Origin of the sequence: Pseudomonas sp. FP2254, from assembly GCF_030687695.1 — a bacterium.
GTDB lineage: Bacteria > Pseudomonadota > Gammaproteobacteria > Pseudomonadales > Pseudomonadaceae > Aquipseudomonas > Aquipseudomonas quebecensis.
Genome location: NZ_CP117444.1, coordinates 2,361,252 through 2,387,749, shown reverse-complemented (window position 1 = coordinate 2,387,749; position 26,498 = coordinate 2,361,252). Strand labels below are relative to the sequence as shown.

At 60.7% G+C, this 26,498-nt stretch carries 28 protein-coding genes; 13 read left to right on the top strand and 15 right to left on the bottom strand.

The genetic code is table 11. The annotated features are described in order from the left end of the window. Positions 1-90: 90 nt before the first annotated feature. From dnaQ to PSH94_RS10995, 3 genes are all read right to left on the bottom strand, one after another. Positions 91-831: a DNA polymerase III subunit epsilon gene (dnaQ, locus tag PSH94_RS11005; RefSeq protein ID WP_253511825.1), complete on the bottom strand. Its 741-nt coding sequence runs from the start codon at positions 829-831 to the stop codon at positions 91-93. Between the two features lie 70 nt (positions 832-901). Beyond that, the gene (gene rnhA, locus PSH94_RS11000; protein ID WP_034097030.1) at positions 902-1,354 is read right to left on the bottom strand and encodes a ribonuclease HI; all 453 of its coding nucleotides are present in this window, start codon (positions 1,352-1,354) and stop codon (positions 902-904) included. 30 nt (positions 1,355-1,384) lie between these two features. After that, the gene (locus tag PSH94_RS10995) at positions 1,385-2,143 is read right to left on the bottom strand and encodes a class I SAM-dependent methyltransferase (protein WP_181077190.1); all 759 of its coding nucleotides are present in this window, start codon (positions 2,141-2,143) and stop codon (positions 1,385-1,387) included. A gap of 65 nt (positions 2,144-2,208) precedes the next feature. Here PSH94_RS10995 and gloB point away from each other — a divergent pair, with 65 nt between their 5' ends. The 8 genes from gloB to PSH94_RS10955 all read left to right on the top strand — a co-directional run bounded on the left by gloB (position 2,209) and on the right by PSH94_RS10955 (position 12,981). Beyond that, positions 2,209-2,976 carry a hydroxyacylglutathione hydrolase gene (gloB, locus tag PSH94_RS10990; protein WP_305437470.1) on the top strand — a complete coding sequence of 256 codons (768 nt, stop codon included), beginning with the start codon at positions 2,209-2,211 and terminating at the stop codon, positions 2,974-2,976. Positions 2,977-3,074: 98 nt separating this feature from the next. Beyond that, positions 3,075-4,487, top strand: a complete 1,413-nt coding sequence (locus PSH94_RS10985; protein ID WP_253506923.1) for a lytic transglycosylase domain-containing protein — start codon at positions 3,075-3,077, stop codon at positions 4,485-4,487. A gap of 210 nt (positions 4,488-4,697) precedes the next feature. Then, a complete protein-coding gene (locus PSH94_RS10980) occupies positions 4,698-6,527 on the top strand; it encodes an extracellular solute-binding protein (protein WP_181077184.1) in 1,830 nt (609 codons plus the stop codon). Then, a complete protein-coding gene (locus PSH94_RS10975; protein ID WP_305437467.1) occupies positions 6,524-8,359 on the top strand; it encodes an extracellular solute-binding protein in 1,836 nt (611 codons plus the stop codon). Before PSH94_RS10980 ends, PSH94_RS10975 begins: the two co-directional genes overlap by 4 nt. Further along, entirely contained in the window at positions 8,360-9,433 is a 1,074-nt protein-coding gene (locus tag PSH94_RS10970) for a microcin C ABC transporter permease YejB (RefSeq protein WP_181077181.1), read from the top strand. Between the two features lies 1 nt (position 9,434). After that, entirely contained in the window at positions 9,435-10,454 is a 1,020-nt protein-coding gene (locus tag PSH94_RS10965) for an ABC transporter permease (protein WP_181077179.1), read from the top strand. 1 nt (position 10,455) lies between these two features. Continuing rightward, positions 10,456-12,057 carry an ABC transporter ATP-binding protein gene (locus PSH94_RS10960; RefSeq protein ID WP_305437465.1) on the top strand — a complete coding sequence of 534 codons (1,602 nt, stop codon included), beginning with the start codon at positions 10,456-10,458 and terminating at the stop codon, positions 12,055-12,057. Positions 12,058-12,105: 48 nt separating this feature from the next. Then, a complete protein-coding gene (locus PSH94_RS10955; protein WP_253506914.1) occupies positions 12,106-12,981 on the top strand; it encodes an AraC family transcriptional regulator in 876 nt (291 codons plus the stop codon). On the opposite strand, the gene PSH94_RS10950 is transcribed toward PSH94_RS10955, so the two are convergent. Further along, positions 12,923-13,510: a LysE family translocator gene (locus PSH94_RS10950; RefSeq protein WP_181077174.1), complete on the bottom strand. Its 588-nt coding sequence runs from the start codon at positions 13,508-13,510 to the stop codon at positions 12,923-12,925. The two genes, PSH94_RS10955 and PSH94_RS10950, sit on opposite strands and share 59 nt — an antisense overlap. Positions 13,511-13,606: 96 nt before the next feature. Next, a complete protein-coding gene (locus tag PSH94_RS10945; protein WP_305437461.1) occupies positions 13,607-14,491 on the bottom strand; it encodes an NAD(P)/FAD-dependent oxidoreductase in 885 nt (294 codons plus the stop codon). 145 nt (positions 14,492-14,636) lie between these two features. On the opposite strand from PSH94_RS10945, the gene PSH94_RS10940 reads away from it, so the two are divergent. Continuing rightward, positions 14,637-15,074 (top strand): Rrf2 family transcriptional regulator, encoded by a 438-nt coding sequence (locus tag PSH94_RS10940; RefSeq protein ID WP_181077170.1) that lies wholly within the window; start codon positions 14,637-14,639, stop codon positions 15,072-15,074. Here PSH94_RS10940 and PSH94_RS10935 read toward each other — a convergent pair. Continuing rightward, positions 15,071-15,700: a ribonuclease T2 gene (locus PSH94_RS10935; protein WP_305437460.1), complete on the bottom strand. Its 630-nt coding sequence runs from the start codon at positions 15,698-15,700 to the stop codon at positions 15,071-15,073. The genes PSH94_RS10940 and PSH94_RS10935 overlap by 4 nt on opposite strands. 36 nt (positions 15,701-15,736) lie before the next feature. Then, the gene (locus tag PSH94_RS10930) at positions 15,737-16,717 is read right to left on the bottom strand and encodes a Gfo/Idh/MocA family protein (protein WP_305437458.1); all 981 of its coding nucleotides are present in this window, start codon (positions 16,715-16,717) and stop codon (positions 15,737-15,739) included. A 125-nt stretch (positions 16,718-16,842) separates the two neighbouring features. On the opposite strand from PSH94_RS10930, the gene PSH94_RS10925 reads away from it, so the two are divergent. Together PSH94_RS10925 and PSH94_RS10920 are read left to right on the top strand one after the other, a co-directional pair. Further along, on the top strand, positions 16,843-17,205 hold the full coding sequence (locus PSH94_RS10925) for an NUDIX hydrolase (RefSeq protein WP_181077164.1): 363 nt from the start codon (positions 16,843-16,845) through the stop codon (positions 17,203-17,205). A 132-nt stretch (positions 17,206-17,337) separates the two neighbouring features. Further along, positions 17,338-18,282: a diguanylate cyclase gene (locus PSH94_RS10920; RefSeq protein ID WP_181077162.1), complete on the top strand. Its 945-nt coding sequence runs from the start codon at positions 17,338-17,340 to the stop codon at positions 18,280-18,282. Between the two features lie 264 nt (positions 18,283-18,546). Here the strand turns inward: PSH94_RS10920 and PSH94_RS10915 are convergent, their stop codons facing one another. The 5 genes from PSH94_RS10915 to PSH94_RS10895 all read right to left on the bottom strand — a co-directional run bounded on the left by PSH94_RS10915 (position 18,547) and on the right by PSH94_RS10895 (position 21,546). Continuing rightward, positions 18,547-18,807, bottom strand: coding sequence for a hypothetical protein (locus tag PSH94_RS10915; RefSeq protein ID WP_181077160.1), 261 nt, complete (start codon positions 18,805-18,807; stop codon positions 18,547-18,549). A 106-nt stretch (positions 18,808-18,913) separates the two neighbouring features. Further along, the gene (locus tag PSH94_RS10910) at positions 18,914-19,243 is read right to left on the bottom strand and encodes a hypothetical protein (protein ID WP_305437455.1); all 330 of its coding nucleotides are present in this window, start codon (positions 19,241-19,243) and stop codon (positions 18,914-18,916) included. 185 nt (positions 19,244-19,428) lie between these two features. Further along, positions 19,429-19,866 carry a DUF3995 domain-containing protein gene (locus tag PSH94_RS10905; protein WP_266248975.1) on the bottom strand — a complete coding sequence of 146 codons (438 nt, stop codon included), beginning with the start codon at positions 19,864-19,866 and terminating at the stop codon, positions 19,429-19,431. 84 nt (positions 19,867-19,950) lie between these two features. Then, positions 19,951-20,967, bottom strand: a complete 1,017-nt coding sequence (locus PSH94_RS10900) for an ABC transporter substrate-binding protein (protein ID WP_285428336.1) — start codon at positions 20,965-20,967, stop codon at positions 19,951-19,953. A gap of 129 nt (positions 20,968-21,096) precedes the next feature. Then, positions 21,097-21,546: a hypothetical protein gene (locus PSH94_RS10895; protein ID WP_253511822.1), complete on the bottom strand. Its 450-nt coding sequence runs from the start codon at positions 21,544-21,546 to the stop codon at positions 21,097-21,099. A gap of 797 nt (positions 21,547-22,343) precedes the next feature. Here PSH94_RS10895 and PSH94_RS10890 point away from each other — a divergent pair. Both PSH94_RS10890 and PSH94_RS10885 read left to right on the top strand, forming a co-directional pair. Next, positions 22,344-22,574, top strand: coding sequence for a hypothetical protein (locus PSH94_RS10890; RefSeq protein ID WP_181077150.1), 231 nt, complete (start codon positions 22,344-22,346; stop codon positions 22,572-22,574). Positions 22,575-22,647: 73 nt separating this feature from the next. Then, on the top strand, positions 22,648-22,890 hold the full coding sequence (locus PSH94_RS10885) for a DUF2789 domain-containing protein (RefSeq protein ID WP_181077149.1): 243 nt from the start codon (positions 22,648-22,650) through the stop codon (positions 22,888-22,890). A 24-nt stretch (positions 22,891-22,914) separates the two neighbouring features. Here the strand turns inward: PSH94_RS10885 and PSH94_RS10880 are convergent, their stop codons facing one another. The 3 genes from PSH94_RS10880 to PSH94_RS10870 all read right to left on the bottom strand — a co-directional run bounded on the left by PSH94_RS10880 (position 22,915) and on the right by PSH94_RS10870 (position 26,449). Continuing rightward, positions 22,915-24,141 carry a methyl-accepting chemotaxis protein gene (locus PSH94_RS10880; protein WP_370694770.1) on the bottom strand — a complete coding sequence of 409 codons (1,227 nt, stop codon included), beginning with the start codon at positions 24,139-24,141 and terminating at the stop codon, positions 22,915-22,917. A gap of 548 nt (positions 24,142-24,689) precedes the next feature. Next, complete coding sequence (locus tag PSH94_RS10875; protein WP_003191666.1) at positions 24,690-25,094, bottom strand: TraR/DksA C4-type zinc finger protein; 405 nt, start codon at positions 25,092-25,094, stop codon at positions 24,690-24,692. Positions 25,095-25,426: 332 nt separating this feature from the next. After that, complete coding sequence (locus tag PSH94_RS10870; protein ID WP_181077147.1) at positions 25,427-26,449, bottom strand: ABC transporter permease; 1,023 nt, start codon at positions 26,447-26,449, stop codon at positions 25,427-25,429. Positions 26,450-26,498 lie beyond the last annotated feature (49 nt).

Sequence of the window (26,498 nt, the reverse complement as noted above, 5' to 3'; positions counted from 1 at the left end):
CTCAAGGGTAGAAGCTGGGAGCGGATGTGGCGAATGAAGATTTTGGCGGCCAGGGCGATCAACAGTGGAAGGGAGCGAGCCCCTCCCGCATTACTGTTGGGTCAGCTGGGTCCACAACGCGGGCGCACCCGCCGACTTGGCAATCGCTTCCAGCCGTGCCGCATGCTCGGCCAGGTCCTGCTCGCTGGCGCGGATAATGGTCGTGGGTCTGCGGTCGGCCGGCAGGCGGCGGATTTCCGAAGCGCGATTGCCCGAGCCTTCGGCCGAGCCGGCGCCATCGGACGCATTACCGGCCAGGGACAGGCTGGTTTGCCCGCCGGTCATGGTCAGGTAAACGTCGGCGAGAATCTCGGAGTCAAGCAAGGCGCCGTGGAGTTCACGGCCGGAGTTGTCGACGCCATAGCGTTTGCACAAGGCATCGAGGCTGTTGCGCTGGCCCGGGTGACGCTCGCGCGCCATCATCAGGGTGTCGAGGATCGAGCAGTGCCTGGAGATATCAGCGCGGTCGGTCTGCCCCATCAGGGCGAATTCGTTGTTGATGAAGCCGACGTCGAACGCCGCGTTGTGGATGATCAGTTGGGCGCCGTTGATGAACTCGAAGAACTCATCGGCCACTTCGGCGAAACGCGGCTTGCCCTTGAGAAATTCGTCGGTAATACCGTGAACGGCAATCGCGCCTTCATCACTGTCACGGTCCGGTTGCAGGTACACGTGGAAGTGACGGCCGGTGAGGCGTCGACCCATGAGTTCGACGCAGCCGATTTCAATGATCCGGTGACCATCGGTCACCGGCATGCCGGTGGTTTCGGTATCGAGTACAACGGATCGGATGGCCATCAGGGTTCAGCTCTCAACGGTGTGGTGTAGTTCAAAGCGCGCGATCTTAACACGTCGCCCGGCATCAGCCCTGCTTGTAGCCGCGCACTTCGTCGACGCCACGGTTGGCCAATTGATCGGCGCGTTCGTTGCCAGGGTGGCCGATGTGACCGCGCACCCACTTCCAAGTGATGTCATGGCGATTGCATTGCTCATCGAGCAATTGCCACAGGTCGGCGTTTTTAACCGGTTCCTTGGCCGCCGTTTTCCAGCCGCGCTTCTTCCAGTTGACCATCCACTCGTTGATGCCCTTCATCACGTATTGAGAGTCGGTCACCAGCAGTACGTTGCAACGGCGCTTGAGCTCTTCCAGGCCGCGTATTGCGCCCATCAGCTCCATGCGATTGTTGGTGGTGTTGGCTTCGCCGCCCCACAATTCCTTCTCGACGCCCTTGCACACCAGCAAGGCGCCCCAGCCGCCAGGGCCCGGGTTGCCTTTGCAGGCGCCATCGGTGAAGAGTTCTACGCTATCGGTCATCGGTTGCTCGGTCTGAAATCAAAAGAAGTTTTACGCTTGGCTTTGCTTGCGGTTGACCTTGGCCATCGGCATCGGCACCAGCTTGCCGATGGGTTCGCGGCGCGCCTGGCGTACCGGTCGCAACCCGACGGCGATCTTGCGCGCCACCAATAGATAGAAGCCGCCGCCCGACAGTTGCCAGGCACCCGCCCTGCGCTCCCAACCCGCCAGGCGCGTCTGCCACTTGGCCGAGGCAAGCGGCGGACGATAGCACCCGAAGCGGCGTTTCTCCAGCGCAAAGCCCAGCAGGTTCAGCCAGTCCCCCACTCGCGACGGCGCGATGCAGCGCGCCTGGCGCAGGCCGTCGTGGGCGAATACATGGCGCAGGCCCCAACTGCTCCAGGGGTTGATCCCGACAATCAGCAAATGGCCACCCGGGCGCACGCTGCTGGCCGCTTCACGCAGCAGACCATGGGGCGACAGGCAGAAATCCAGGCCGTGCTGCAGCACCACCACATCGGCAGCGTGCTCGCTCAACGGCCACGCCTGCTCCTCGCACACGATCTCCACCCCGGGCAACGGTGCGCCCAGGCGCACATTGCGCTGCACTTGCGGCGCGGCGGGCGGCGTCTGGGCCGACGGCCCGTAATGCACCAGGTAACCACCGAAGAACCGGCCCAGCTCGTCTTCGAGCATGCGCCGCTCTTCGTCCAGCAGAAATTGCCCGATCGGCCCGGACAACCATTCGCGGGCCGCACCGATCAAGGCCAGCCACTCGGGATCGGCCTGGGCGAACGCTTTATCAGTCATTGCATTCTCCAACTCGCCTGGACGTTCTAAGATGCACCAATGTGTTCAGCTTGGCGAATCGAAGAATGATACAGATCAGTGCCCTGCCCGCCTTCACCGATAACTACATCTGGTTGTTACAAGACCCGGATACCCAGCGTTGCGCCGTGGTCGATCCCGGCGACGCCGCGCCGGTGCTGGCCTGGCTCAGGCAAAACCCGGAATGGAGCCTCAGCGACATTCTCATCACGCATCATCACCACGACCATGTCGGCGGTGTCGAGCAGTTGAAAAGTGCAACGAACGCCAAGGTCTACGGGCCGGCGGACGAAACCATCCCAGGCCGGGACGTCGCCCTCAAGGACAATACCCGCATCACCGCGCTGGGCCTGGATTTCGATGTATACACCGTACCCGGCCACACGCTCGGCCATATCGCCTACTACCATCGGGGTATGCTGTTCTGCGGCGATACCCTGTTTGCCGCCGGCTGCGGCCGACTGTTCGAAGGCACGCCCGAGCAGATGCACGCCTCGCTGCAACGCCTGGCCGCCCTGCCCGATGACACGCAGGTGTATTGCACCCACGAATACACCCAAAGCAATCTCACATTCGCCCAGGCGGTAGAGCCGCACAACGCCGACATTGCCGAACGGGTGGAAGAGGTCCGACAACGGCGCGCCCGCGGCGAGATGACGCTGCCGTCCAACCTGGCCCTGGAAAAGCGCACCAATCCGTTTCTGCGCACCGCTGAAACATCCGTTAAACAAAAAGCGGACGAACGGAACGGACGCGACAACCGCTCTGGGGCCGAGGTATTTGCCAGCCTGAGGGCATGGAAAGATAAGTCCTAAGTCGATGCAATCTGATACGCAATTTCTGAATGGTTGACCGCAACCCAAGTGCTTTCTAGAATCGCCCGACATTTTTGCCCGGAACTTACTTCCAGCCAATGTCGTCATCTATTCGTAAATCCAACCATTCAGACGCATTGACCCGCCTGGCTCAAGCTGTGGCGGTGGCTGTGTCCGCCACATTGGCGGGCTGCCAATCGACGAATTACGCCGCACAATCCACCGTGCAACCCAAACCCAACCTTGCCGCCAAGATCAAGCAAAAGCCGATCTGGCTCTCCGAGAAACCCAGCCCCGAAGTGCCCCAGGACGTGTGGGAACGCATGCGCCGGGGCTTTCAATTGCAGGAAGGCCTGGGCGTCAACCCGCGCATCGAGCAACAGCGCCTGTGGTTCGCCAGCAACCCCTCCTTTCTCGAAAACGCCGGCGAACGCGGCAGCCTCTACATTCATTACATCGTCGAACGTCTTGAAGAACGCAACATGCCGCTGGAGCTGGCGCTGCTGCCGGTGATCGAAAGTGCCTACAACCCGATGGCCTACTCGCGCAGCGATGCGGTCGGCCTGTGGCAGTTCATCCCCTCCACCGGGCGCTACTTCAACCTGCGCCAGACCCGCGCCTACGATGGACGCCGGGACATCACCGCCTCCACCACCGCCGCCCTGGACTACCTGACCCGCCTGCACGACATGTTCAACGGCGACTGGCTGCTGGCCCTGGCCGCCTACAACGCCGGCGAAGGCACCGTCAGTCGGGCCATCGAGCGCAACGAGAAGCTCGGCCTGCCCACGGACTACTGGAACCTGCCCCTGCCCCAGGAAACCAAGGACTACGTGCCCAAGTTCCTGGCACTGTCCCAAGTGGTACTGGCGCCCGAGGCGTATGGCGTCAACCTGAACCCGATTGCCAACACACCGTATTTCGAAGTGGTGGAAGTCAAGCAGAGCATGGACCTGTCCCGGGTCGCCGCCCTGGCTGAAATCGACGAAGACGAACTGTTCCAGCTCAACCCGGCACTCAAGCAACGCACCACCCTCGACGGCCCGCAGCATCTGTTGGTGCCAAGTTCCAAGGCACAACTGCTCACCAGCACCCTGTCGACGATGAAGCCTGAAGAATTGCTGGCGATGCGCCCGAAAAAGCAGGTATTCGACGAAGTTGAAACCGCACGTGTGGCCGGGCGTACCCGCAGCTACAGGGTGCGCAGCGGCGACAACCTGACGCTGATCGCCAAGGCCAACAAGGTCGACGTGCATGACCTGCAGCGCTGGAACCAGCTCAACGGTCAGGCGCTCAAAGTCGGCCAGACCCTGGTGATGCAGGACACGCGCAAGGTGGTGGCCAAGGCCGACAGCAAAAAGCCGGTGCAGTACAAGGTCAAGAAAGGCGACTCTCTGTACATCGTCGCCAAGCGCTTCAACGTCGAGATGCAACATCTCAAGCGCTGGAACCCACGCACCGGCCAGGCGCTGAAGCCAGGCCAGATGCTGGTCGTTTCCGGGCCCCGCTAACGCCTGAAGAACGCCGCAGAACCCATGTGGGAGGGGGCTTGCCCCCGATGGCAGTGTGCCAGTCACCGGATTCACTGGCTGACACACCAACATCGGGGGCAAGCCCCCTCCCACATTGATCTCCAGTGTTTGCGACTGTCTTTTTCCAACCGGAACAAGCTGTTACTGTACCGATCATAAAGCCCAAGCCGCCTGGATCGGATCTCTGACTTGAAGCGTCCCCTCCTTCTACTAATAAGTCTGGCCTTGAGCTTTGCTGCCAACGCGACGATTACCGAAAGCCACGGTTACGCGCAGTTCGGCACGCTCAAGTACCCGGCCAAATTCACCCACTTCGACTGGGTAAACCCTGCGGCGCCCAAAGGCGGCACCCTGCGGGTGATGGGGTTTGGCACCTTCGATACGCTCAATCCCTACACGTTCAAGGGCTCAAGCCCGGTTTCCACGCCCAATTTCTCGCAATACGGTATCAACGAGCTCAACGAGCCGTTGATGGTCGGCACCGGCCAATACGCGCCGTCCGGCGATGAACCCACCTCCAGCTATGGCCTGATTGCGCAATCGGTGGAGTACAGCGAGGACCGCAGCTGGGTGGTGTTCAATCTGCGCCCGGAAGCACGTTTCCATGACGGCAAGCCGATCACCGCCGATGACGTGGCGTTTTCCTATCGCACCCTGCTCACCGAGGGCCATCCGCAATACCGCACCAATCTGCAGGAAGTTGCGCGGGTGGATGTGCTCAACCCTCACCGAATCCGCTTTGTGTTCAAGCGCGCGGGCAACCCGCTGCTGATCCTGCGCCTGGGCGAGCTGCCGGTGTTGCCGCAGCATTACTGGAAGAACCGCGACTTCAAGGCCACCACCTTCGAACCCCCGCTGGGCAGCGGGCCGTACCGTATCAGCAAGGTTACGCCGGGCCGGCAACTGGTGTTCGAACGGGTCAAGGATTACTGGGGCAAGGACCTGCCGGTTAACCGGGGCTTCTACAATTATGACAAGGTCGACGTGGAGTTCTACCGCGACAGCGATGTCGCCTTCGAAGCGTTCAAGGCCGGCGAGTTCGACATCTATATCGAGCACCAGGCCAAGAACTGGTCCAATGGCTACACCTTCCCGGCGGTCAACCGCGGCGATGTGATCAAGGCGCAGATCGCCCACCAGATCCCGACCCAGAGCCAGGGTCTGTTCATGAACACACGACGCCCGACCTTCAGCCAGGTCAAGGTACGTGAAGCCCTGGGGATGATGTTCGACTTCGAGTGGACCAACCGCACCCTGTTCAGCGGCGCCTACAAACGCACCTTGAGCTACTACCCCAACAGCGAGTTCGCAGCGACTGGCGTGCCGGTGGGTCATGAATGGCTGATGCTCTCGCCCTACCGCGAACAGTTGCCAGCCAGTCTGTTTACTCAGCCCTTCAGCCTGCCCCAGACCGATGGGCGCGGCATCCCCCGCGAGACCTTGCGGCGTGCCCTGGCGTTGCTGGGCGAGGCCGGCTGGAAACTGTCCGGCCAACGCCTGCTCAACAAGGAGGGGCAGCCGCTGCGTTTCGAGATTCTGCTGGTCAACCCGAACCTGGAACGGATTCTGCAACCTTATATCGAGAACCTGATCAGCATCGGCGTCGATGCGCACCTGCGTACCGTCGACCGCGCCCAGTATAAGCAGCGCCTGGATCAGTTCGACTTCGACATGATCCTCATCACCCTCAACCAGACCTTGAGCCCCGGCCTGGAACAGTGGCAGTACTTCCACTCCAGCCAGGCCGCGATCAAGGGCAGCAAGAACTACGCCGGCATCGCCAACCCTGTGGTCGACCACCTGCTGGAACAACTGCTGGCGGCGCAAACCCGCGACGAACAATTGGCCGCCGGCCGCGCCCTGGACCGGGTGCTGCTGTGGCAGCACTACAGCATTCCCAACTGGTACCTCAACTATCATCGCCTGGCCTACCGCAACCGGTTCGCCTTTGTCACCACGCCGCCCTACAGCCTGGGCCTGAGCGCGTGGTGGCTGAAAGCTTCGGAGAAAGCCCAATGATGTACTTGCGTACTGCACTCGCCAGCCTGTTGCTGTGCACCGCAGCCCATGCCGCGCCGCAACATGCGCTGACTCTGTACAACGAGCCGCCGAAATACCCGGCGGACTTCAAGCACACCGATTACGTCAACCCCGACGCCCCCAAGGGCGGCACGTTCCGCGAATCGAGCCTGTCCGGTTTTGACAGTTTCAACCCGTTTATCAGCAAAGGCGTGCCCGCCGACAATATCGGGCTGATCTACGACACCCTGGCTACCCAGAGCCTGGACGAGCCCTTCACTGAGTACGGCCTGGTGGCCGGCAAAATCGAAAAGGCCCCGGACAACAGCTGGGTGCGCTTCTACCTGCGCCCCGAGGCACGTTTCCACGACGGCCACCCCATGCGCGCCGACGACGTGGTGTTCAGTTTCCAGACCTTGATCAAGGACGGCACCCCGCTCTACCGCACTTACTATGCCGATGTCGACGAAGTGATCGCCGAGGACCCGCTGCGGGTACTGTTCAAGTTCAAGCGCACCAATAACCGCGAACTGCCACTGATCCTCGGCCAGTTGCCGGTACTGCCCAAGCACTGGTGGGCCACGCGGGACTTCAACAAAGGCAACCTGGAGTTCCCCCTCGGCAGCGGCCCCTACAAAGTGGCGGAGGTGAACGCCGGACGCTCGGTACGCTATGAGCGCGTCAAGGACTACTGGGGTAAAGACCTGCCGATCAACAAGGGCCTGTACAACTTCGACCAACGCGTCACTGACTATTACCGCGATGCGACGGTGGCCCTGGAGGCGCTCAAGGCCGGGCAATTCGACTATTGGTCGGAGTTCAGCGCGAAGAACTGGGCCAACGCCTACAACGTGCCCGCCGTGGCGCAAGGCCGCCTGATCAAGGAAGAAATCCCCAACGGCAACCCCACCGGCATGCAGGGCTTCGTGTTCAACACGCGCAAGCCGATGTTCCAGGATGTGCGAGTGCGCAAGGCCATCAGCCTGCTGCTGGACTTTGAATGGAGCAACAAGCAGCTGTTCAACGGCGCCTACACGCGCACCCGCAGCTATTTCGAAAACTCCGACATGGCTGCCACCGGCCTGCCCGGCCCCGACGAATTGAAAATTCTCGAACCGCTGCGCGATAAAATCCCGCCGCAGGTGTTTACCGAAGCGTTTGAACCGGCCAGAACCGACGGCAGCGGGATGATTCGCGCCCAGCAGCGCGAGGCCTACCAACTCTTGCAGGAGGCCGGCTGGAAAATCGTCGACGACAAGATGGTCGACACCACCGGCAAACCGGTGACCATCGAATTCCTGTTGGCCCAGACCGAGTTCGAACGCATCCTGCTGCCGTTCAAGCGCAACCTGGCCGACCTGGGTATCGACCTGGTGATTCGCCGAGTGGACGTGTCGCAGTTCGTCACCCGCCTGCGTTCGCGGGACTTCGACATGCTGGTGGGCAGTTTTCCGCAATCCTCGTCGCCAGGTAACGAGCAGCGCGAGTTCTGGAAATCCACCAGTGCCGACAAGCCGGGCAGCCGCAATTACATGGGCCTCAAAGACCCGGCGGTCGACGAATTGGTGGAGGCGCTGATCGATTCCGACTCCCGCGACAGCCTGATCGCTCACGCCAGGGCACTGGACCGAGTGCTGCAATTTGGCTACTACGTGATTCCAAACTGGCACATCAAGACGTTCCGCGTGGCCTATTGGAACCACCTCGGTCATCCCAAAGTGTCGCCGCTGTACGATGTTGGCGTGTCCACCTGGTGGAGCAAGCCCAACGTACCCCCCGCCGTGCCATCGGCCCCCCAGACGAGCGCCGAAGCGGCGAGCGGAGGCAATTGAATGCTGGCCTATATCATTCGCCGCCTGCTGTTGATTATCCCGACGCTGTTCGGGATCCTGCTGATCAACTTCGTCATTATCCAGGCCGCCCCCGGAGGCCCGGTGGAGCAGATGATCGCCAAGCTCGAAGGCTTTGAGGGCGCCACCAGCCGGATCGCCGGCGGCGGCGCCGAGGTCGCGGTAGCCGGCTCCAGTTACCGTGGCGCCCAGGGTCTGGACCCGGCGCTGATCAAGGAAATCGAGAAGATGTACGGCTTCGACAAGTCGGCGCCGGAACGCTTGTGGATCATGATCAAGAACTACGCGCGCCTGGATTTCGGCGACAGCTTCTTCCGGGACGCCAAGGTCATCGACCTGATCAAGGAAAAAATGCCGGTGTCGATCTCCCTCGGGCTATGGAGCACGCTGATCATGTACCTGGTATCGATCCCACTGGGGATCGCCAAGGCCACGCGGCACGGCAGCCATTTCGACGTGTGGACCAGCTCGGCGATCATCGTCGGCTATGCGATCCCGGCGTTCCTGTTTGCGATCCTGCTGATCGTGGTGTTCGCCGGCGGCAGCTATTTCGACTGGTTCCCGCTGCGTGGCCTTACCTCCAACAACTTCGACGAGTTGAGCTGGGGCGGCAAGATCCTCGATTATTTCTGGCACCTGGCATTGCCGATCACGGCGCTGGTGATCGGTAACTTTGCCACCATGACCCTGCTCACCAAAAACAGCTTTCTCGACGAGATCAACAAGCAGTACGTGATCACCGCCAAGGCCAAGGGCCTGACCAACCACCGCGTGCTGTATGGCCATGTGTTTCGTAACGCGATGCTGCTGGTGATCGCCGGTTTCCCCTCGGCGTTCATCGGGATTTTCTTCACCGGCTCGTTGCTGGTGGAAGTGATTTTCTCCCTGGACGGCCTGGGCCTGATGAGTTTCGAAGCGGCGATCAACCGCGATTACCCGGTGGTATTCGGCACGCTGTTTATTTTCACCCTGCTGGGGCTGATCGTGAAACTGATCGGTGACCTCACCTACACCCTGGTCGATCCGCGCATCGACTTTGCCAGCCGGGAGCATTGAGATGAACCTGTCCCCCCTCAATCGCCGCCGGTTCGAGCGGTTCAAGGCCAACAAGCGTGGCTGGTGGTCGCTGTGGCTGTTCCTGACGCTGTTCGTGCTCAGCCTGGGCGCGGAGCTGATCGCCAACGACAAACCGCTGGCGGTGCACTACGACGGCGGCTGGTATTTCCCCGCGCTCAAGCGCTACCCCGAGACCACGTTCGGCGGCGAATTCCCGCTGGAGGCCAACTACAAGAGCCCGTATATCCAGGAACTGCTCAAGGCCAAGGACGCCTGGACCCTGTGGGCGCCGATTCCGTTCAGCTACCAGAGCATCAACTACGATCTCAAGGTGCCTGCTCCCGCGCCGCCGTCGTCGGTCAACCTGCTGGGCACCGATGACCAGGGCCGCGACGTGCTGGCGCGGGTCATCTACGGCTTTCGGGTGTCGGTGCTGTTTGCCCTCACCTTGACCGTGCTCAGCTCGATTATCGGCGTGATCGCAGGGGCGTTGCAGGGTTTCTACGGCGGCTGGGTCGATCTGGCCGGGCAGCGCTTCCTGGAGATCTGGTCCGGGTTGCCGGTGCTGTACCTGCTGATCATCCTCGCCAGTTTCGTGCAACCTAACTTCTGGTGGCTGCTGGGGATCATGCTGCTGTTTTCGTGGATGAGCCTGGTGGACGTGGTGCGCGCCGAGTTCCTGCGCGGGCGCAATCTGGAATACGTGCGCGCGGCAAGGGCGCTTGGCATGCAGAACGGCGCGATCATGTTCCGCCACATCCTGCCCAATGCCATGGTTTCGACCATGACCTTTATGCCGTTCATTCTTACCGGCGCCATCGGCACCCTCACCGCCCTGGACTTCCTCGGCTTTGGCCTGCCCGCCGGCTCACCGTCGCTGGGCGAATTGGTAGCCCAGGGCAAATCCAACCTGCAGGCGCCGTGGCTGGGCATGAGCGCCTTTGCCGTGCTGGCGATCATGTTGAGTCTGCTGGTGTTTATCGGCGAGTCCGCTCGCGATGCCTTCGACCCGAGGAAATGAGATGAATCAGGACAATCTGATCGAAATCCGCGACCTCAGCGTCGAGTTTGTCACCGGCGAACATCATCACCGCGTGGTGAACAACGTCAGTTTCGATATCAGGCGCGGCGAAACCCTGGCCCTCGTGGGCGAAAGCGGATCGGGCAAATCGGTGACGGCCCACTCGATCCTGCGCCTGCTGCCCTACCCGTTGGCGCGGCATCCGTCCGGCACCATCGAGTACGCCGGGCAGGACCTGCTGACGCTCAAGGAAAAAACCCTGCGGCATATTCGCGGTAACCGCATCGCGATGATCTTTCAGGAACCGATGACCTCGTTGAATCCGCTGCACTCCATTGAGAAGCAGATCAACGAAGTGCTCGGCCTGCACAAGGGGCTCACCGGCAAGGTCGCCACCCGGCGCACCCTGGAACTCTTGGAACTGGTGGGCATCCCAGAGCCGCACAAACGCCTCAAGGCCCTGCCCCATGAGCTTTCGGGGGGCCAGCGCCAGCGGGTGATGATCGCCATGGCGTTGGCCAACGAGCCGGAGCTGTTGATCGCCGACGAACCGACCACCGCCCTGGACGTCACCGTACAGCTGAAGATTCTGGAACTGCTCAAGGAGCTGCAGGCACGGCTGGGCATGGCGTTGTTATTGATCAGCCATGACCTGAACCTGGTGCGGCGGATTGCCCATCGAGTGTGCGTGATGCAACAGGGCTGCATCGTTGAGCAGGCCGTCTGCGAGACCTTGTTTCAGACGCCGCAGCACCCTTACACCCAGGAACTGTTGGCGGCCGAGCCCAGCGGCGGCCCGGCCGATAATGCGGTCGGGCCGCCGGTGCTGGAGGTCGATGACCTGAAAGTCTGGTTTCCGATCAAGAAGGGCTTTTTGCGCAACACCGTCGATTACGTCAAGGCGGTGGACGGCATCAATTTCAGCCTGCCCCAGGGCCAGACCCTGGGTATCGTCGGCGAAAGCGGCTCGGGCAAATCCACCCTGGGCCTGGCGATATTGCGTTTGATCGCCAGCAAGGGCGGCATTCGTTTCGAGGGCCAGCAACTCGACGCCCTCAGCCAGCAGCAGGTGCGACCGCTGCGCCGGGAAATGCAGGTGGTGTTTCAGGACCCGTTCGGCAGCCTGAGCCCGCGCATGTGCGTCAGCGAGATCGTCGGCGAAGGCTTGCGCATCCACAAGATGGGCACCCCGGCCGAACAGGAAACCGCGATTATCGCCGCGCTCAAGGAAGTCGGACTGGACCCTGAGTCCCGCCATCGCTACCCACACGAATTCTCCGGTGGCCAGCGCCAGCGCATCGCCATCGCCCGCGCCCTGGTGCTCAAGCCGCGCCTGATCCTGCTGGACGAACCGACCTCGGCGCTGGATCGCACCGTGCAACGGCAAGTGGTGGAATTGCTGCGCAACCTGCAGGCCAAGTACAACCTCACCTACCTGTTCATCAGCCACGACCTGGCGGTGGTGAAAGCGCTGAGCCATCAGTTGATGGTGGTCAAGCAGGGGCAAGTGGTGGAACAGGGCGACGCGCAGGCCATTTTTGCCGCTCCGCAGCATGCCTATACCCGGCAATTGCTGGAAGCCGCGTTCCTGGTCCCGGCCTGACGGAATGCGGTCCACTGTTTTCGATGTGCGCCCGCAGGAGTACTGCTTATGACAGCTGCAACCGCTCCATTTTTCTGGCGAGACCCCGCACTGGCGTTCATCGAGGCTCGTGCCATTGCCGACGGGCGCAAAGTCACCTACGCGCGGCACGCCCACGAGCATTTTTCCATCGGCGCGATCACCGCCGGGCGCAGCTATTACCATTACGGCGCCGAGACCTTTGAGATCAGCGCCGGCACCGTGGTGTTAATGAACCCAGGCGATGTGCACGCCTGCAATCCTATCGCCAACGAGCCGTGGTCCTACCGGATGCTGTACATCGACACGCCCTGGCTCACCGACCTGCAATACCAATTGGGTTTCAGCACCGACCAGGGTTATCGGCCGTTCAATACGCCTTATACCCGCGACCCGCTGCTGTATCGTGGCCTGCTGGCGCTGTACCGCACCCTGGTGGATGAACAGGCCGAACACCTGCAAAAGCAGAGTGCGCTGGTGAGCTACTTCAGCGATGTGCAGCAACGCCTGAACCCTTCGCCGACGCCGATGCGCGAGGTCAACCACAAGCTGGAGCGTGCGGCCGAGTACATTCGCGCGCACTGCACCCAGGCGTTGAAACTGGAAGACATCTGCCTGGCGGCGCAGCTGTCGCCGTCGTACCTGATCCGCGCATTCAAGCAGTATTACGGGCTGACGCCTCACGCGTTCCTGGTCAACCAACGTATCCAGTTTGCGCGCAACCAACTGCGCCAGGGCGAGCTGATCGCCGACGTGGCGCTTGCCGCCGGCTTCGCCGACCAGGCCCACTTCCAGCGCGCCTTCAAACAACATTTCGCCGCCACGCCAGGCCAATACCGCGACCGGCTCATGCCATCAGCAAATAACCCACACTGGCCACCAGCAACGCGGCCATTGAACGGTTAAACACCCGCACGCCGCGGGGGTTGCCCAGGTAACGGCGCAGAAAAGTGCCGGCATAAGCCCAGCACGCCACCGACAGATAGCAGATCACCAGGTAAAGCGCGGCGAATATCCAGACCTGGGCCGCATCGCCGTCTGCTACGAACAAGCCCATGCCCGCCACACACGCCAGCCAGGCCTTGGGGTTGAGCCATTGCATGATCGCGCCATAGAGCATCGATGGCGCCGTCGCACTGCCCTGGGCATCCAGGCGCCCGTCGTCCACCGCCAGTTTCCAGGCCATGTACAGCAGGAACACTACGCCGCCCCACTGGATCAGCTGGGTCAGGACCGGCCAGCGCTGCAGCACTTCGTGCAGGCCCAGGCCGATCAGCACCAGCAGCAACGTGAACCCGACCGCGGCGCCGAACACGTGCTTCTGGCTGGCGACAAACCCGAACCGTGCGCCGGAACTGAGCGCCACCACATTGACCGGGCCAGGCGTGATGGAGGTGGCGAGCGCGAAGGCGGCCATGGAAATGATCAGGCTCATGGTGGTTCCCTTTTCATGAAGGTACATAAACAGGGCATCACGATAAAAGGTGCGCGCGCGGCAGTATTGAACAAAATCACCCTTGGCGCCCTGGCTTCAACCGTTGATCAACGAAACATGCGCGCCCACCCCGGCGCGCACGCCCTCGCCCACCGCCAACGCCACCGAACCGGCGGCCAGGGACAGGTCACCACAGGCGAACACCCCAGTCACGGAGGTCTGGCGGGTTTCACCGGTCAACAGATAAGGACCGGAGGGACCGTCGATACGTTCACACCCCAACTGCTCGGCCAGCTGGCTGATCCGGGTGCGGGACTGGGTAAAGATGCCGTCCATCTGGATCACCCGACCGTCAACCAACTCAAGGTCCGCGTGTTCACCGCTGATGCGAGTCACCCTAGTGGGTTCCACACGCACGCCACGGCGCTCCAACTGCGCCTGCTGCTCGGCATCGGGTGTGAACACCCCATTGGTAAACAGGGTGGTGGTGCCCCAATCCGGCAGCATCAACGCGTGGTGCATCGCCAGGGCAGACGTTGCCAATACGCCGATGCGGCCTTGGTCCAGCTCATACCCGTGACAGTACGGGCAATGGAACACCCGCTTGCCCCAACGCTGCGCCAGGCCGTCGATGGCGGGCAATTCGTCGACCACGCCGGTGGCGAGGATCACCCGCAGCGCGCTGAACTCGCCGTTCGACTGAGTGCGCAAGCGCAAACCGCCCGCGTGAGCGTCGGCCTGGATCACACTGTCCTGCACCCAGCTGACGGTCGGATACGCCATTAACTGGCTGCGGCCGGCATTGGCGATAACGTCGGGCGCCTGGCCGTCCTGCCCCAGAAAACCGTGAGAAGTGGCGGCAAATCGGTTGCGCCGCTGACCCGCATCAATCACCAGTACAGTGCGCCGCGCCCGCGCCAGTTGCAGGCCTGCGGACAAGCCGGCATAGCTGCCGCCAACGATAATGACGTCGTAGATCATGAGTATGGCCTCGTGTCAGATGCACTCGGGTATCCGGGCGCTTTCATGACACACCATAAGTTACATGAAAATAGAGCGTCAAGCATCTCGCAACTTTTCAGGTTACGAAGGATACTTTCGACCCATTCCACCTTGGGGCTGATCAATGAGAAACGACACGCGGCTATCGCGCATGCTGCATGTGCTGATCCACATGGGTCGCCACGACGAGCGCGCCACCTCGGAGACCATCGCAAAGATGCTCGGCACCAATCCGGTGGTGGTGCGTCGCACGTTGGGGCTGCTCAAGGACAAGGGCTATGTGCGTTCCGAGAAGGGCCATCAGGGCGGCTGGACCCTGGGCAGGCCTTTAAATGAGATCACCTTGCTGGACATTCATAACGCCCTCGGCACGCCGTCGATATTTGCCATCGGGCTGTCTACCGACCACCCTGAATGCCTGGTGGAACAAGCGGTGAACGCGGCACTGACGGATGCCTTCGAACAGGCCCAGGCGCTGCTGCTGCAGCGCCTGGGCCAGGTGAGCCTGGCGCAATTGGCCGAAGACTTCGATGAGCGCTTTCGTGTGGCGATGCAGCCCTAACGCTGCGCAGGGATGCGAATCTCGCCCTGGCGGCATTGGGTCTTGACGCTGCGGGGGCAACCGGCAAAAGCCAGGTCCTTGGTCAGGCATACCCGCACTTCCGACAGCACCTTGCCTTTGCAGATCACTGCCAGCCCATGGTCGCCCATGCGTGGGTTGCTCTGGCGAAACAGCGTCTCGATCTCGCGGGCCGACAGCGATGCCGGCGTGTGGAACGGCTGAAGTTGCGCGGGAATGGACACCACGCCCAGGGCCGTGTCGGTTTTTTCCAGATACGCCAGTGGTTCAAGGCCGCTGCAGGTGCCGTGCCGGGCCCATTCATGCTTGAGCAGCGCCGCCGTGGGGAACAGCGCGGCGCCCTTGGCCAGGGCTTTACGGCTCAGTGGTTGTTGCGGTGCACAGGAGGCCGGCCAACCGCCCCGGGCAAATTGCGGCCACAGGCCGTGCAGCACGAAGCCATAGCCCTTGCCGGAGCACTGTTCGTTGTCAGGGTCCGTGAGGCAAAACGTCGGCGACCACGACAACGACAGCACATAGAAATCAAATTGCCCCGGCGTCCCTGGGTCACGCGGCGCCGCCAGGGCGCCGGTGGTCAGCGCCAGCCACATCACCATCCAGTATTTCATGCGTGTATTCCTTTGGAAAAAACCGGTGTACCGCAGTTAGCCAGGATGATTGGGGTTACGTTGCAACACCTTGTCCAGAATCCGATCGGTCTTCAGCGCCTCGATGCCCAAGGACGGATGCTCGGCTTCGCCGCGAATATGCGCGTTCATGGCCAGCACGTGATGCCATTGGATATGCGCATGGCACGGCACCTCCAGCACTTGATCGCACTCCCCTTGCAGGCGCAGCGGCTGGTCTTCGAACACCGAAAACTGAATGCGCCCGCGGCTGCCGATGAGCTCGACGCTGTCTTCGCGACGGTCGGCGACAAAGTTCCAGCAGCCCATGCCCAGGGCGCCCGAACTGAAGGTCCAGCAGGCCGTCACTGCATCTTCGGCCGCGTAGCGCCCGGCCTGGCGCGCAGTGAAGCCCGACACTTCGACGATGTCCCCGGCCAGGTACTGAAATAAATCGAAGCCATGGCTGGCCAGGTCGGCGAAGTAGCCACCGCCGGCAATCGCCGGATCGGTACGCCAGTTGGCGGCACTGCCATCCTCGGCGCCCGGCGGTTTGCACAGGGTCCAGGTCAAGTGGCGCAGTTCCCCAATGCGCCCCTCGCGCAGCCACTCGCGTACTTGCTGGAAACGCGGCAGCGAACGCCGGTAGTAGGAGACGAACAGGTGCAGGCCGGCACGCTCGAACGTGCGCTGCATCAGCGCACTCTGTTCGGCGTTCAGCGCCATGGGCTTTTCGACGCAGCAATGCTTGCCGGCCGCGGCCACCATCAGGCTGTATTCGAGATGGCTGTCGGGCGGTGTGGCGATGTACACCGCGTCCACTTCAGGGTCGTCGATCAGTGCCTGGGCGTCGGTATAGAAACGGGCGATGCCGTGGCGTGCCGCATAATCGCGCACCGCCTCCTCGCGACGCCCCATCACCGCCACCAGGGCCGAACCTGGCGCTTTATAGAATGCGGGTCCACTCTTTACTTCAGTGACACTGCCACAGCCGATCATGCCCCAGCGTACGGTACTCATCTGTTTACCTCGTGCTTTTGGATCAATCGGGCAGTATCCACATACCCGCGGCCACGCGCCATAACCACTTAGCATGACAATTGCATTACACTTTTGTGACAGTCATCACCTGAAGGGCACAGACGATGAAAATCAGGGCTACGGTCATTTGCGAACATGAGGGGCATATCCTCTTTGTGCGCAAGGCCCGATCGAAATGGGCGTTGCCCGGTGGCAAGGTCGAACGCGACGAACGTCCAGTGGGCGCGGCTGCACGTGAGCTGGAAGAAGAAACCGGATTGAGCGTGGACGGTTTGCTGTACCTGCAGGAACTCAAGGCCCGCGACACCGTGCATCACGTGTTCGAAGCCTCCGTGGTGAACATCGAAGAGGCCCGTCCACGCAATGAGATCGTCGATTGCCATTGGCATGCCTATACCGCCATGGATCAGCTGGACACCACCGACGCCACTCGCCACATCGTCAAATCCTTTGTGCGCCGCCTGTAAATCGGCAATGACTTCTCGCTGGCGCCTGGGAAGCGCCGACGACCTCTCGTCTGTTGCCTTGCCCCGCGCTTGACTCTGCCCCTCGATCACCAGAGGCTCTTGGCACTTAGCCATCATTTAGAGCCCTCCGCCATGAGCATCGCCCCTTCCAGCCAACCCGACACCGATGTGTACAAGACGTTGCTGGAATCCACCAAGGCCATTCCATGGCGCATCGACTGGCAAAGCATGACCTTCAGTTACATCGGCCCGCAGATCGAAGCGTTGCTTGGCTGGACGCCGCAGAGCTGGGTCAGCGTGGATGACTGGGTACAGCGCATGCACCCGGACGATCGTGAATACGTGGTGAATTTCTGCGTGTCGCAATCCCGCGCGGGAGTGGACCATGAAGCGGATTATCGGGCCCTGACGGTCAACGGCGACTACGTATGGATTCGCGACGTGGTGCATGTCGTGCGCAAAGATGGCGAGGTGGAAGCCTTGATAGGCTTTATGTTCGACATCAGCGAGCGCAAGCAGACCGAAGAACACCTGATTCGCCTGCAAAAGCAGCTTGAGGAGTATTCCTACCAGGACGGCCTCACCGGCATTGCCAACCGACGCATGTTCGACACCGTGCTGGACCGCGAATGGGCCAGCGCTCTGCGCAGCCAACTGCCGCTGTCGCTGATCATCCTGGATATCGATTTCTTCAAGCAGTACAACGACCATTATGGCCATATCAAGGGCGATGAATGCCTGCGCCAGGTGGCGCATACCCTGTCGCTGGCGGCGAACCGGCCCAGGGACTTCATCGCGCGGGTCGGCGGCGAAGAGTTCGTGTGGCTGCTGCCGGAAACCGACGCGGGATCAGCGCGGCAGGTGGCGCAACGCTGCCTGCACCTGATCCGCCAGCAGCAGATCGAACATGGGTTCTCCACGGTATCGAACCTGCTGACCTTGAGCCTGGGCGTGGGGACCCGAATCGTCAAACCCGGCAGCTCAATGTTGGGTTTTGTCGAAGACGTCGACAAGTTGCTCTACCAGGCCAAACACAATGGACGGATGCGCGCGGAGTTTGCCGAAGATCAAGTTTGACGCCAAGGTTAAATCCCAGGCAAAAAAAATCCCAAGTAGCTGATGGAAACTTGGGATTTAAAAATGCATAAACCGTGGGAGGTGAACGCGAGGCTATTTTAACCGCAGTAAAAAGCTGTAACAAGATTACTGGAGTCCTTTCGTCGGAATAAAAGCGCTGTAAGTCCTTCAATAACCACATCTTTTTTAGGGCAACAGGACATTCAGGTGCCACTTTTTGGTGCAACTAACAGTATTAGTCCTTAAATAACCAAGGGTTATTACTTATAACTGCGGCGTACTTTTCTGCGATTGTTCGCTTAATTGCTCACATGTATCGCGCACATCCAGGCTGCCGTTCGCAGTCACACTGGCGACGCGCGCTACTTGCTGGCACAGCGCCAGACGCTCGGCAGCCATCGCTCGCTCGCGATCAGCCCGGGCGTTGATATGCATGAAATAGGCGCCAAGCATCAGTGCAATGCCGACCACGGCGGCTATCAGGTAGCGCAGGCTGTTGGATGAAGGGTGATGTGGCTGCTGCATGACCGCTGGCGCCCTGCTCAATTGGCAATTACGGGCGCAATTGTATGCAAATGCAAACACAGGGTTTGTGGGGGATTTGTAAACCCGCGCGCGCAGCGCCGCTCGGTTACTTGCGCGCCACCTTATAACGCACACAGTCCTGATAAAAACTCTGGCGAATGGCCTCAGGTTTGAGCCGTGACCGGCTGTCATACGTCTGTTCGGTAATCCCCATGGCCATCATGCGCATCCAGGACTTGCTGAACTTGATGGTCTGGATCTTCTGCCGGGCGGCATACAACGACACACCCGACAGCTTCAACTCTTGAGCCCTGGCGGCCGTGCCCGCCCCCCAGCTGCACATGTACTTCTCCCCTTCGCGCAACTCCCGCGCCTGCACCGCAGCCGCACCGCCCGCCAGGGAGCAAGCAATCAGCATGATTCCAACATTGCGCATTTGCATCCCCGCCTAACCACCTGAAAATAAACGCGATTCTGGCGAGGATTTTGTTACAAAGGGGCCATTAAAATGCCTTATTGGGTTATGCGGTCACGGCCTCAATTCACATCGAATTACAAGGGAGCAAGCGCTCTGATCACGGCCTCGGCGCCGTACCAGCGCTGTATAGACGTCTGTGTGCTTCACACCCACGCCACCACCAGCAACCCTACCCCCAGCGCCAGGCACAGCGGCGAGTAAAGGTATGTATCCCATCGAGCAAACGTCGATCCACTGACTTTCTTGAAAAAACCCACCAGTTCCGAATCGCCAATCGCCCTGGCAAACATCAGTACGGCAATGACACTGATACCCCATTGCAGCGCACGGTGGGAAACCGGGGGAAAGTACAGGCCGGCGCGCAGGCAGACGAGCAAGGCAATCGCCACCAGCCCCATTGCGACCAGAAAGGTGCCCAGGGCCGAAGGCTTGAATGCCGGGCGCGGACCGCTGGCGAATTCGCCGGGCAGCTGGGGGATGGCGGCGAGGCTGCCAAGCTTGCCGCCGGCGGCCCAATACAAATGCACCACGCTGATACCGGTGAATATGCCGACGATCCACCGTGCAATCACAAAGCTCATGACGGGCTCTCCATGAAAAGATGCGCAAGAGAATAGCCGCCCTGGCTTTTTTTGCCGGTATTTCGTCGCACAGCAACCCGTTGCCTACTTCAGGCTGGCCTCGACCTTCTGCGCCACATCCTCGGTCAGCCAGGCTTTCCATACCTCGGGATGGTCCTTGAGAAACGCCTGGGCAACCTCCCTTGGCGGGGTGTGATTTTCGCTCATGGTCGCCAAGGCTTTGTTCAGCGGTTCAATGGGAAATTCGACCTTCTGGAAAAAATCGGCGATCTGCGGGTGGTCTTTCTGGAACGGCGTGGACACGCCGATGCTCAACTTCGACGCCAGCGAGCGGGTCGGTTTCGGATTGGGGTTATCCGCATCCGTCAGCGTCTTCCAGGCCTCGGCATCGAACGGTGGTTCTTCCAGCTGAATCAGTTTGTAGCGCCCCATCAAGGGCGTCGGCGACCAGTAGTAGAACAGCACTGGCTTGCCGCGGCGGATCGATGAAGCAATTTCCGCATCCAGCGCCGCGCCCGAGCCGCTGCGGAAGTTCACATAGCTGTCGTCCAGGCCATAAGCTTTGAGTTTCTGCTTGTTGACCACTTCCGAGGTCCAGCCGATGGGGCTGTTGAGAAAGCGCCCCTTGCCGGGCGATTCCGGGTCTTTGAACACGTCTTTGTAGCGCGCCAGGTCATTGACGCTCTTGAGGTCCGGCGCCAGCGGCTTGATGCCTTTGGCGGGGTCGCCCTTGACCACGTACTCCGGCACCCACCAGCCTTCGGTCGCGCCCTTGACGGTATCGCCCAGCCCCGCCACCTTGCCTTCGGCCTCGGCTTTGACCCACACGGGGCTGCGGCCGGCCCACTCTTCGCCGATCACCTGGATGTCATTCTTCGCCAGTGCGGTTTCCAGGGTAATGGTCGTGCCTGGCAGGGTGTCGGTGGGCAAGTCGTAGCCCTTCTCGACGATAAACCGCAGCACTTCGGTAATCAGGCTGCCGCTTTCCCAATTCAGGTCGGCAAAATGCACCGGGGCCTGCGCGGCGCAAACCGGCAAGGAGGCCATCGACAGACTCAGGCTCGTCAGTGACGCCGCCAACAGGGTTCTCAAACCTTTCATGCCTTACCTCGCGTTACTGCAGCCATAGCGGATGGCTTTGCTGCGAACGCGCGAAGCCCCTGAATAGTTAAGTCAACTCAACTGTAGTAGAGGTTCCGAAAGACACCGCAAGGGGGTGTTATAAATGCGTTACTCACTGGCCTTGAACGTCACCAGCTCACCCTTGCGCCACTTGGCGGCCTTGGCGGTCACGGCCTTGAGGGTCTTGGTCAGGCCTTCCTGCAATTGTTCATGGGCGGCGAACACCAGCATGACGCTATGGCCTTCCTTGAATAGGATGCCCTCGCCTTCGGCCGAAGAAACAAAGGCGTAATCGCCCAGGCCATATACCGTTAACTTGATATCGCGAAACTTCAATTCAAACTTGCCACCTTCACGACTGGGCAATACAGCCGCTCGAAAATGGTCGCCTACCTTAAGTTCCAGATGCTGCTTGTCATCCACCACCATCGCCGTTTCAGTATCGATTTCGGCGATGTAGATACCTTCAGGCGTCTGCTCGGTGACGTAAACAAAACGGGACTGGAACTGTTTGACCAACTTTGCGCGTAAATCACCCAGCACGAACAGTGCGTGCATATCCAGATTACTGACTGCCAAGGAAAAGCCCCCACATCAAAAAAAGTGCTGTCCGCAAAAACGGGCAGCACACAAAACGGCCGTAACGGCTCGATGACACAACCTATTCGTTGAAAACCCGAAGAAACATCCTGCCGCGCCGTCGGTGCAGGCGCACATCGATCGACCTGATGCCAGGTCAACGGCGTTCACAGGAAATCACAGGTTCAGTGACCGGAGAATACCGGTCGCGCCTCTTCAGAGAAAAACCCGATGGAAAACGTCGTTTTCCGACACTCAACACTTAACAAAATACCTCGGCATGGAACCGAGTGTCGACCGACAACAACAATCATACTAAAGCAGCCACATAGGGCCAAACCACTCTGCAACGCTGCCGTTCAATTCATAAGACTGATCGAAAGGAGCTGACCATGCAACGCAGTCATGACCCCGCTACGTCTTTCAATACGCGTTCAGCATGTACCGACGCGCGCCAATATTACTGTGTGCAGAGCCTGAATGGGTACTCCAATTCCGTTCTTTACCAAGTGGTGCCGGCCGGAAGAGATTTCTTTCATATCATGGAAGTCACCAGTGGCCGGATTCGAGGCTTTCGCAGCGGCCACGGCAAGGCCTGCGAACTGGCCAAGCAACTGGAAGCCATGCTGTATGACGGGATCGTTTCGTCACCTGGCTGACTTTACCGCGCCGTTGCCCTCCAACTACTGCCATACTGGCCCGTCCATTGAAGTTTGCCCCCCTGTGCGGGTCAGGTTTCATCAGTGCAGTTGAATACCTCGAAGGGAAGGCTATACGTGACGGAATTTGATATCGGCGAATTTTTTATTCGCGGCGAAGCCAGGGAAGTAGACGGGGAATTTCAAGCAGTGATCGTGATGCGCGCCAAACCACCTTCAAGTGCGATGAGCACCCACCAGGTAGAAAAAGACCGCTGGTTCAAGACCGAGGAAGCGGCCGCCCATGCTGCCAGAGAGTCGGCCCAGGCCCTCAAGACCGCCGTGGATGCAGGCGCGCTGACCTCCTGACAAACTAATTCGAACTCTGCATTGCCAGAAGTCTCCCATGCATAACGCCCCTCAGCCCGCATGGAGATATTCGATGGACACCACGACCCCAACCCTGGAAACCCTGTTCGATCAACTCGGCCTGGACTCGTCCCAGGAAGCGATCGAGCAGTTCACCGCCGCTCACCGTCTGCCGGACGACGTGAAATTGATCGATGCGCCGTTCTGGAGCGAGCAACAAGCGAGCTTTCTCAAGGAGCAATTACACGTCGACGCCGAATGGGCGCCGGCGGTGGATGACCTGAACGCTCTGTTGCATGAGCCCGCCAAGGCGTGATGCGAGCGACAGTCGCGTCTAACCTCAGCGCTTGGCACTTTCCGGTTTATAACCCAGGCGCAAACCGCCCCAATGCCGGCCGTTGACCATGATCGGTACCGACAGATCATGCATCAGCTCGCCGGTATCGCGGGTGTAGGTCTGCAGTAACACCGCCTGCTGATGACTGCCGCAGCGAATCCCCGTGCGGTCGTCGAATTTGCGCTTGGTGCGGTTCTGTACCGCATCCACTTGCGCATCCCCGGTCAACGGCTGGGAAAACGCCGCGTTATGGGTGGGCACATAGCCCTGCGGCGTGCAGGCAATGGCAAACACCAACCCTTCGTGACGCGGCAACAGTGCCTCCTGGATCGGTGGCAGCACTTTGTCGGTATAACCGTCGAAGCGGGTGTGGTACTTGCTCGGGCTGGTGTTGGGAATCGGGGTGTAAGTACGGTCGAACAGGTCATCCAGGCTGATACGGTTCTGCTGCACGTCCGCTTCGAACTGCGCGCCTATGCGGCTCGCGCCTTCACGCGCCAGGTCATAGACCCGCTGGTGATAATCATCAAGCCCCACCGCCGCGAGACGTTCGCTGATGATTTCGGCCTGCCCCTCCATCTGCACGGCGGCTTCGGCCAACTGGCGGGTCTGCGCATCGCTGACGCTTAAATCGCTGCGCATCTGTTCGACGGCATGGAACAGGCTGTCAAGCTGGGCCTGGTTGGTGTCGGTGCCCTGGGCGATCTGGTTGACCTGGCCTTCCACATCCGCCGCCAGGCTGGCAATGTTGTCCAATTGTTCGCCCGCGTGTTCCACCTGCTCGACACCGGTGTGCAGATCTGCCGACAATTGGCGGATCTGCTCCACCACCTGGGCCGTGCGCTGCTGGATATCCGCCACCATCACCCCGACCTCATCGGTGGCCGTGGCTGTACGCCCGGCCAGGCCGCGCACTTCGTCGGCCACCACCGCAAACCCGCGCCCATGTTCGCCGGCCCGCGCCGCCTCGATGGCGGCATTGAGCGCCAACAGGTTGGTCTGGCTGGCGATGGACTGAATCACCAGGGTCACCCGTTGGATTTCCTCACTGCGCTGGCTCAAGGCTTCGATCAGCTCGCGGCTGGCATTGGCGCGCTGGCTGAGCTGACGCATGCGGGTGATCGATTGCACCAGCACTTCCCGGCCTTCGGTACTGCGTTGATGGGCCTGGCTGGCGGCACCCAGGGCCTGCCGGCTGAGTTGGGACGTGACCTGCTCGGTGCTGATCATGACTTCAGCATTGCCGACAATCTGCTTGGCCGCCGTCAATTGGGATTGCAGGCGCGCCGCCAGTTGCTTGACCGAATAGGCCACGCCGGCCGCGGACAGCGCGTTATGGCTGGTGGTATAGGACAGGTCGCGGGTGAGTTCGCCAATCGCATCGGCGGTAGAGGCAGCGACAGTGGCCGGCGCCCGCGCCTTCAAACGGGGCAGCCAGACCACCAGCAGCGCCAGCGTCAGGCACAGGTAGATCGGCAGATTGGCAAACGCCAGGCCCAGCAGCACCAGCACCAGAGCGGTGCTCTGCAACAGCGGCGTCAACCAGCCGGGCAAGCGGCGCGCCACCGCGTGTGGCGGCACTGCTGCGCCCATCAGAGATCCGTCCCCAGCCATTTCGTCACCCCACTGTTTGTCTTTATTGTCACGGCATTAAACGCCACTATCGGGCCATTATCCATGGGCCTTTAGTGGGGTGCCGTGCAGTAGATCAATAGTAGACGGGGTGTAGCGGGTCTTCCTCCAGGGAACCGTAGGAACGGTTCCCCGGCTTCACCGCATCAGGCTTGGCGCTGATGCTTGTCGATCTGCTCGTGGCGCTCTTGCGCTTCGATGCAGTACTTGGTGGTCGGGCTGATCAGCAGGCGCTTGAGGCCGATAGGCTCGCCGCTGTCATCGCACCAGCCGAAGGAATCTTCCTTGATGCGTTCCAGGGCACGCTCAAGCTGCGGCAGCATGCGCTGGTCGCGGTCGATGGCGTTGACCAGCCAGGTGCGCTCTTCTTCCACGGAAGCAGCGTCGGCCGGGTCAGCCGGGGTGTCCAGGCTTTCAATGGCGATACGGTTCTGTTCAATGCGCTCGTGGTGTTCCACTTTCATGTCTTGCAGCAACTTCTCGAAAAAAGCGTGCTGTTCGGCATTCATGTAGTCATCCGCCGGCATGGCCAGCAACTTTTCCTTTGTCATTGATTTCTCTATAAAAAATACGTGCATTAAGGCGAATAAGGGAGCGTTCCGGCCGACCTGTGCAGGTCTCGGAAGGGCGCCGTCCATTCCAAGCGCCACCCGGCACTCAATTTACGAGGGGCGGCAGTCTAAGGCCGACTTGAGGGCGCAGCAACTGAAAAGACAGGCATTTTTACCGATATAACCCCCAAAGACACCAGGACGGGCTTGGCGAATGGTTATCGGAGTGCGTTTATAGCAGGAAAGTTCGTAGAGCAGCTATAAGCCGCAAGCTGCAAGCGACAAGCTGTAGAGCCAATCGGACTTGCAGCTTGTGCCTTGTGCCTTACAGCTCAGCGTTTAAGCTTGCGCTTATTGCGATATTGATCGATCACCACCGCCACCACGATGATCAGGCCCTTGATGATGTCCTGGATATACGCATCCACCCCCACAAACGTAAACCCGCTGGCCATCACGCCCAGGATCAGTGCGCCAATCACCGTGCCGGTAATGCGCCCTACCCCGCCCGCCAGGCTGGTGCCGCCGATCACGGCGGCGGCAATCGCATCCAGCTCGTAAGACATGCCCATGCCGGCCTGGCCTGTCGCCGCGCGCGCCGACGCCACCACACCCGCCAGGCCCGCCAGCAGACCGGCGATGCTGTAGACAATGATCAGGTGGCGCTTGACGTTGATCCCCGACGTACGCGCCGCCTGCATATTGCCGCCGATGGCGTAGGTGTACTTGCCGTATTTGGTGTAGCGCAGGGCGATGTGGAAGATGACCGCCACCACCAGAAAGATGATCACCGGCATCGCGCCGTGGCCGATCGCGGTGTAGGAATCGGACAGCATGCTCACCGGCTGCCCTTCGGTGTAATAACGCGCCAGGCCACGCGCCGAAACCATCATGCCCAGTGTGGCGATAAACGGCGGAATACCGGTGACGGCGATGATACTGCCGTTGATCGCCCCCGCCAGCAGCCCTACTCCCAGGCCCATGGCTACCGGGATCCACACCGGCAGGTCGGTCAGGCTGGGAAACACCGCCCGCGAGAAGTCCGAGGTCTGCGCCAGGCTGGCGGCAATCATCGCCGACAATGCCAGCACCGAGCCCGAGGACAAGTCGATCCCCGTGGTAATAATCACCTGGGTCACGCCGATGGCCAGCAGACCGATGATCGACACCTGCAGGATCATCAACACCAGGCGCTGGGAGTTCATCAGGAAGCTCTGGTCACGCACGATCCAGCCGAACACCTCAAACACCAGGCCGATGCCGATCAGCACCAGGAAGATGCTCAGCTCGGTGGGTATTCGCCGCCGGTGCTTGACCGGGGCCATGGCAGGCTTGTTGTCTGTTATTGCGTTCATAACCCTTCACCTTCTTATTCTTGGGCGCGGGCCAGACACCGGCCCGTGC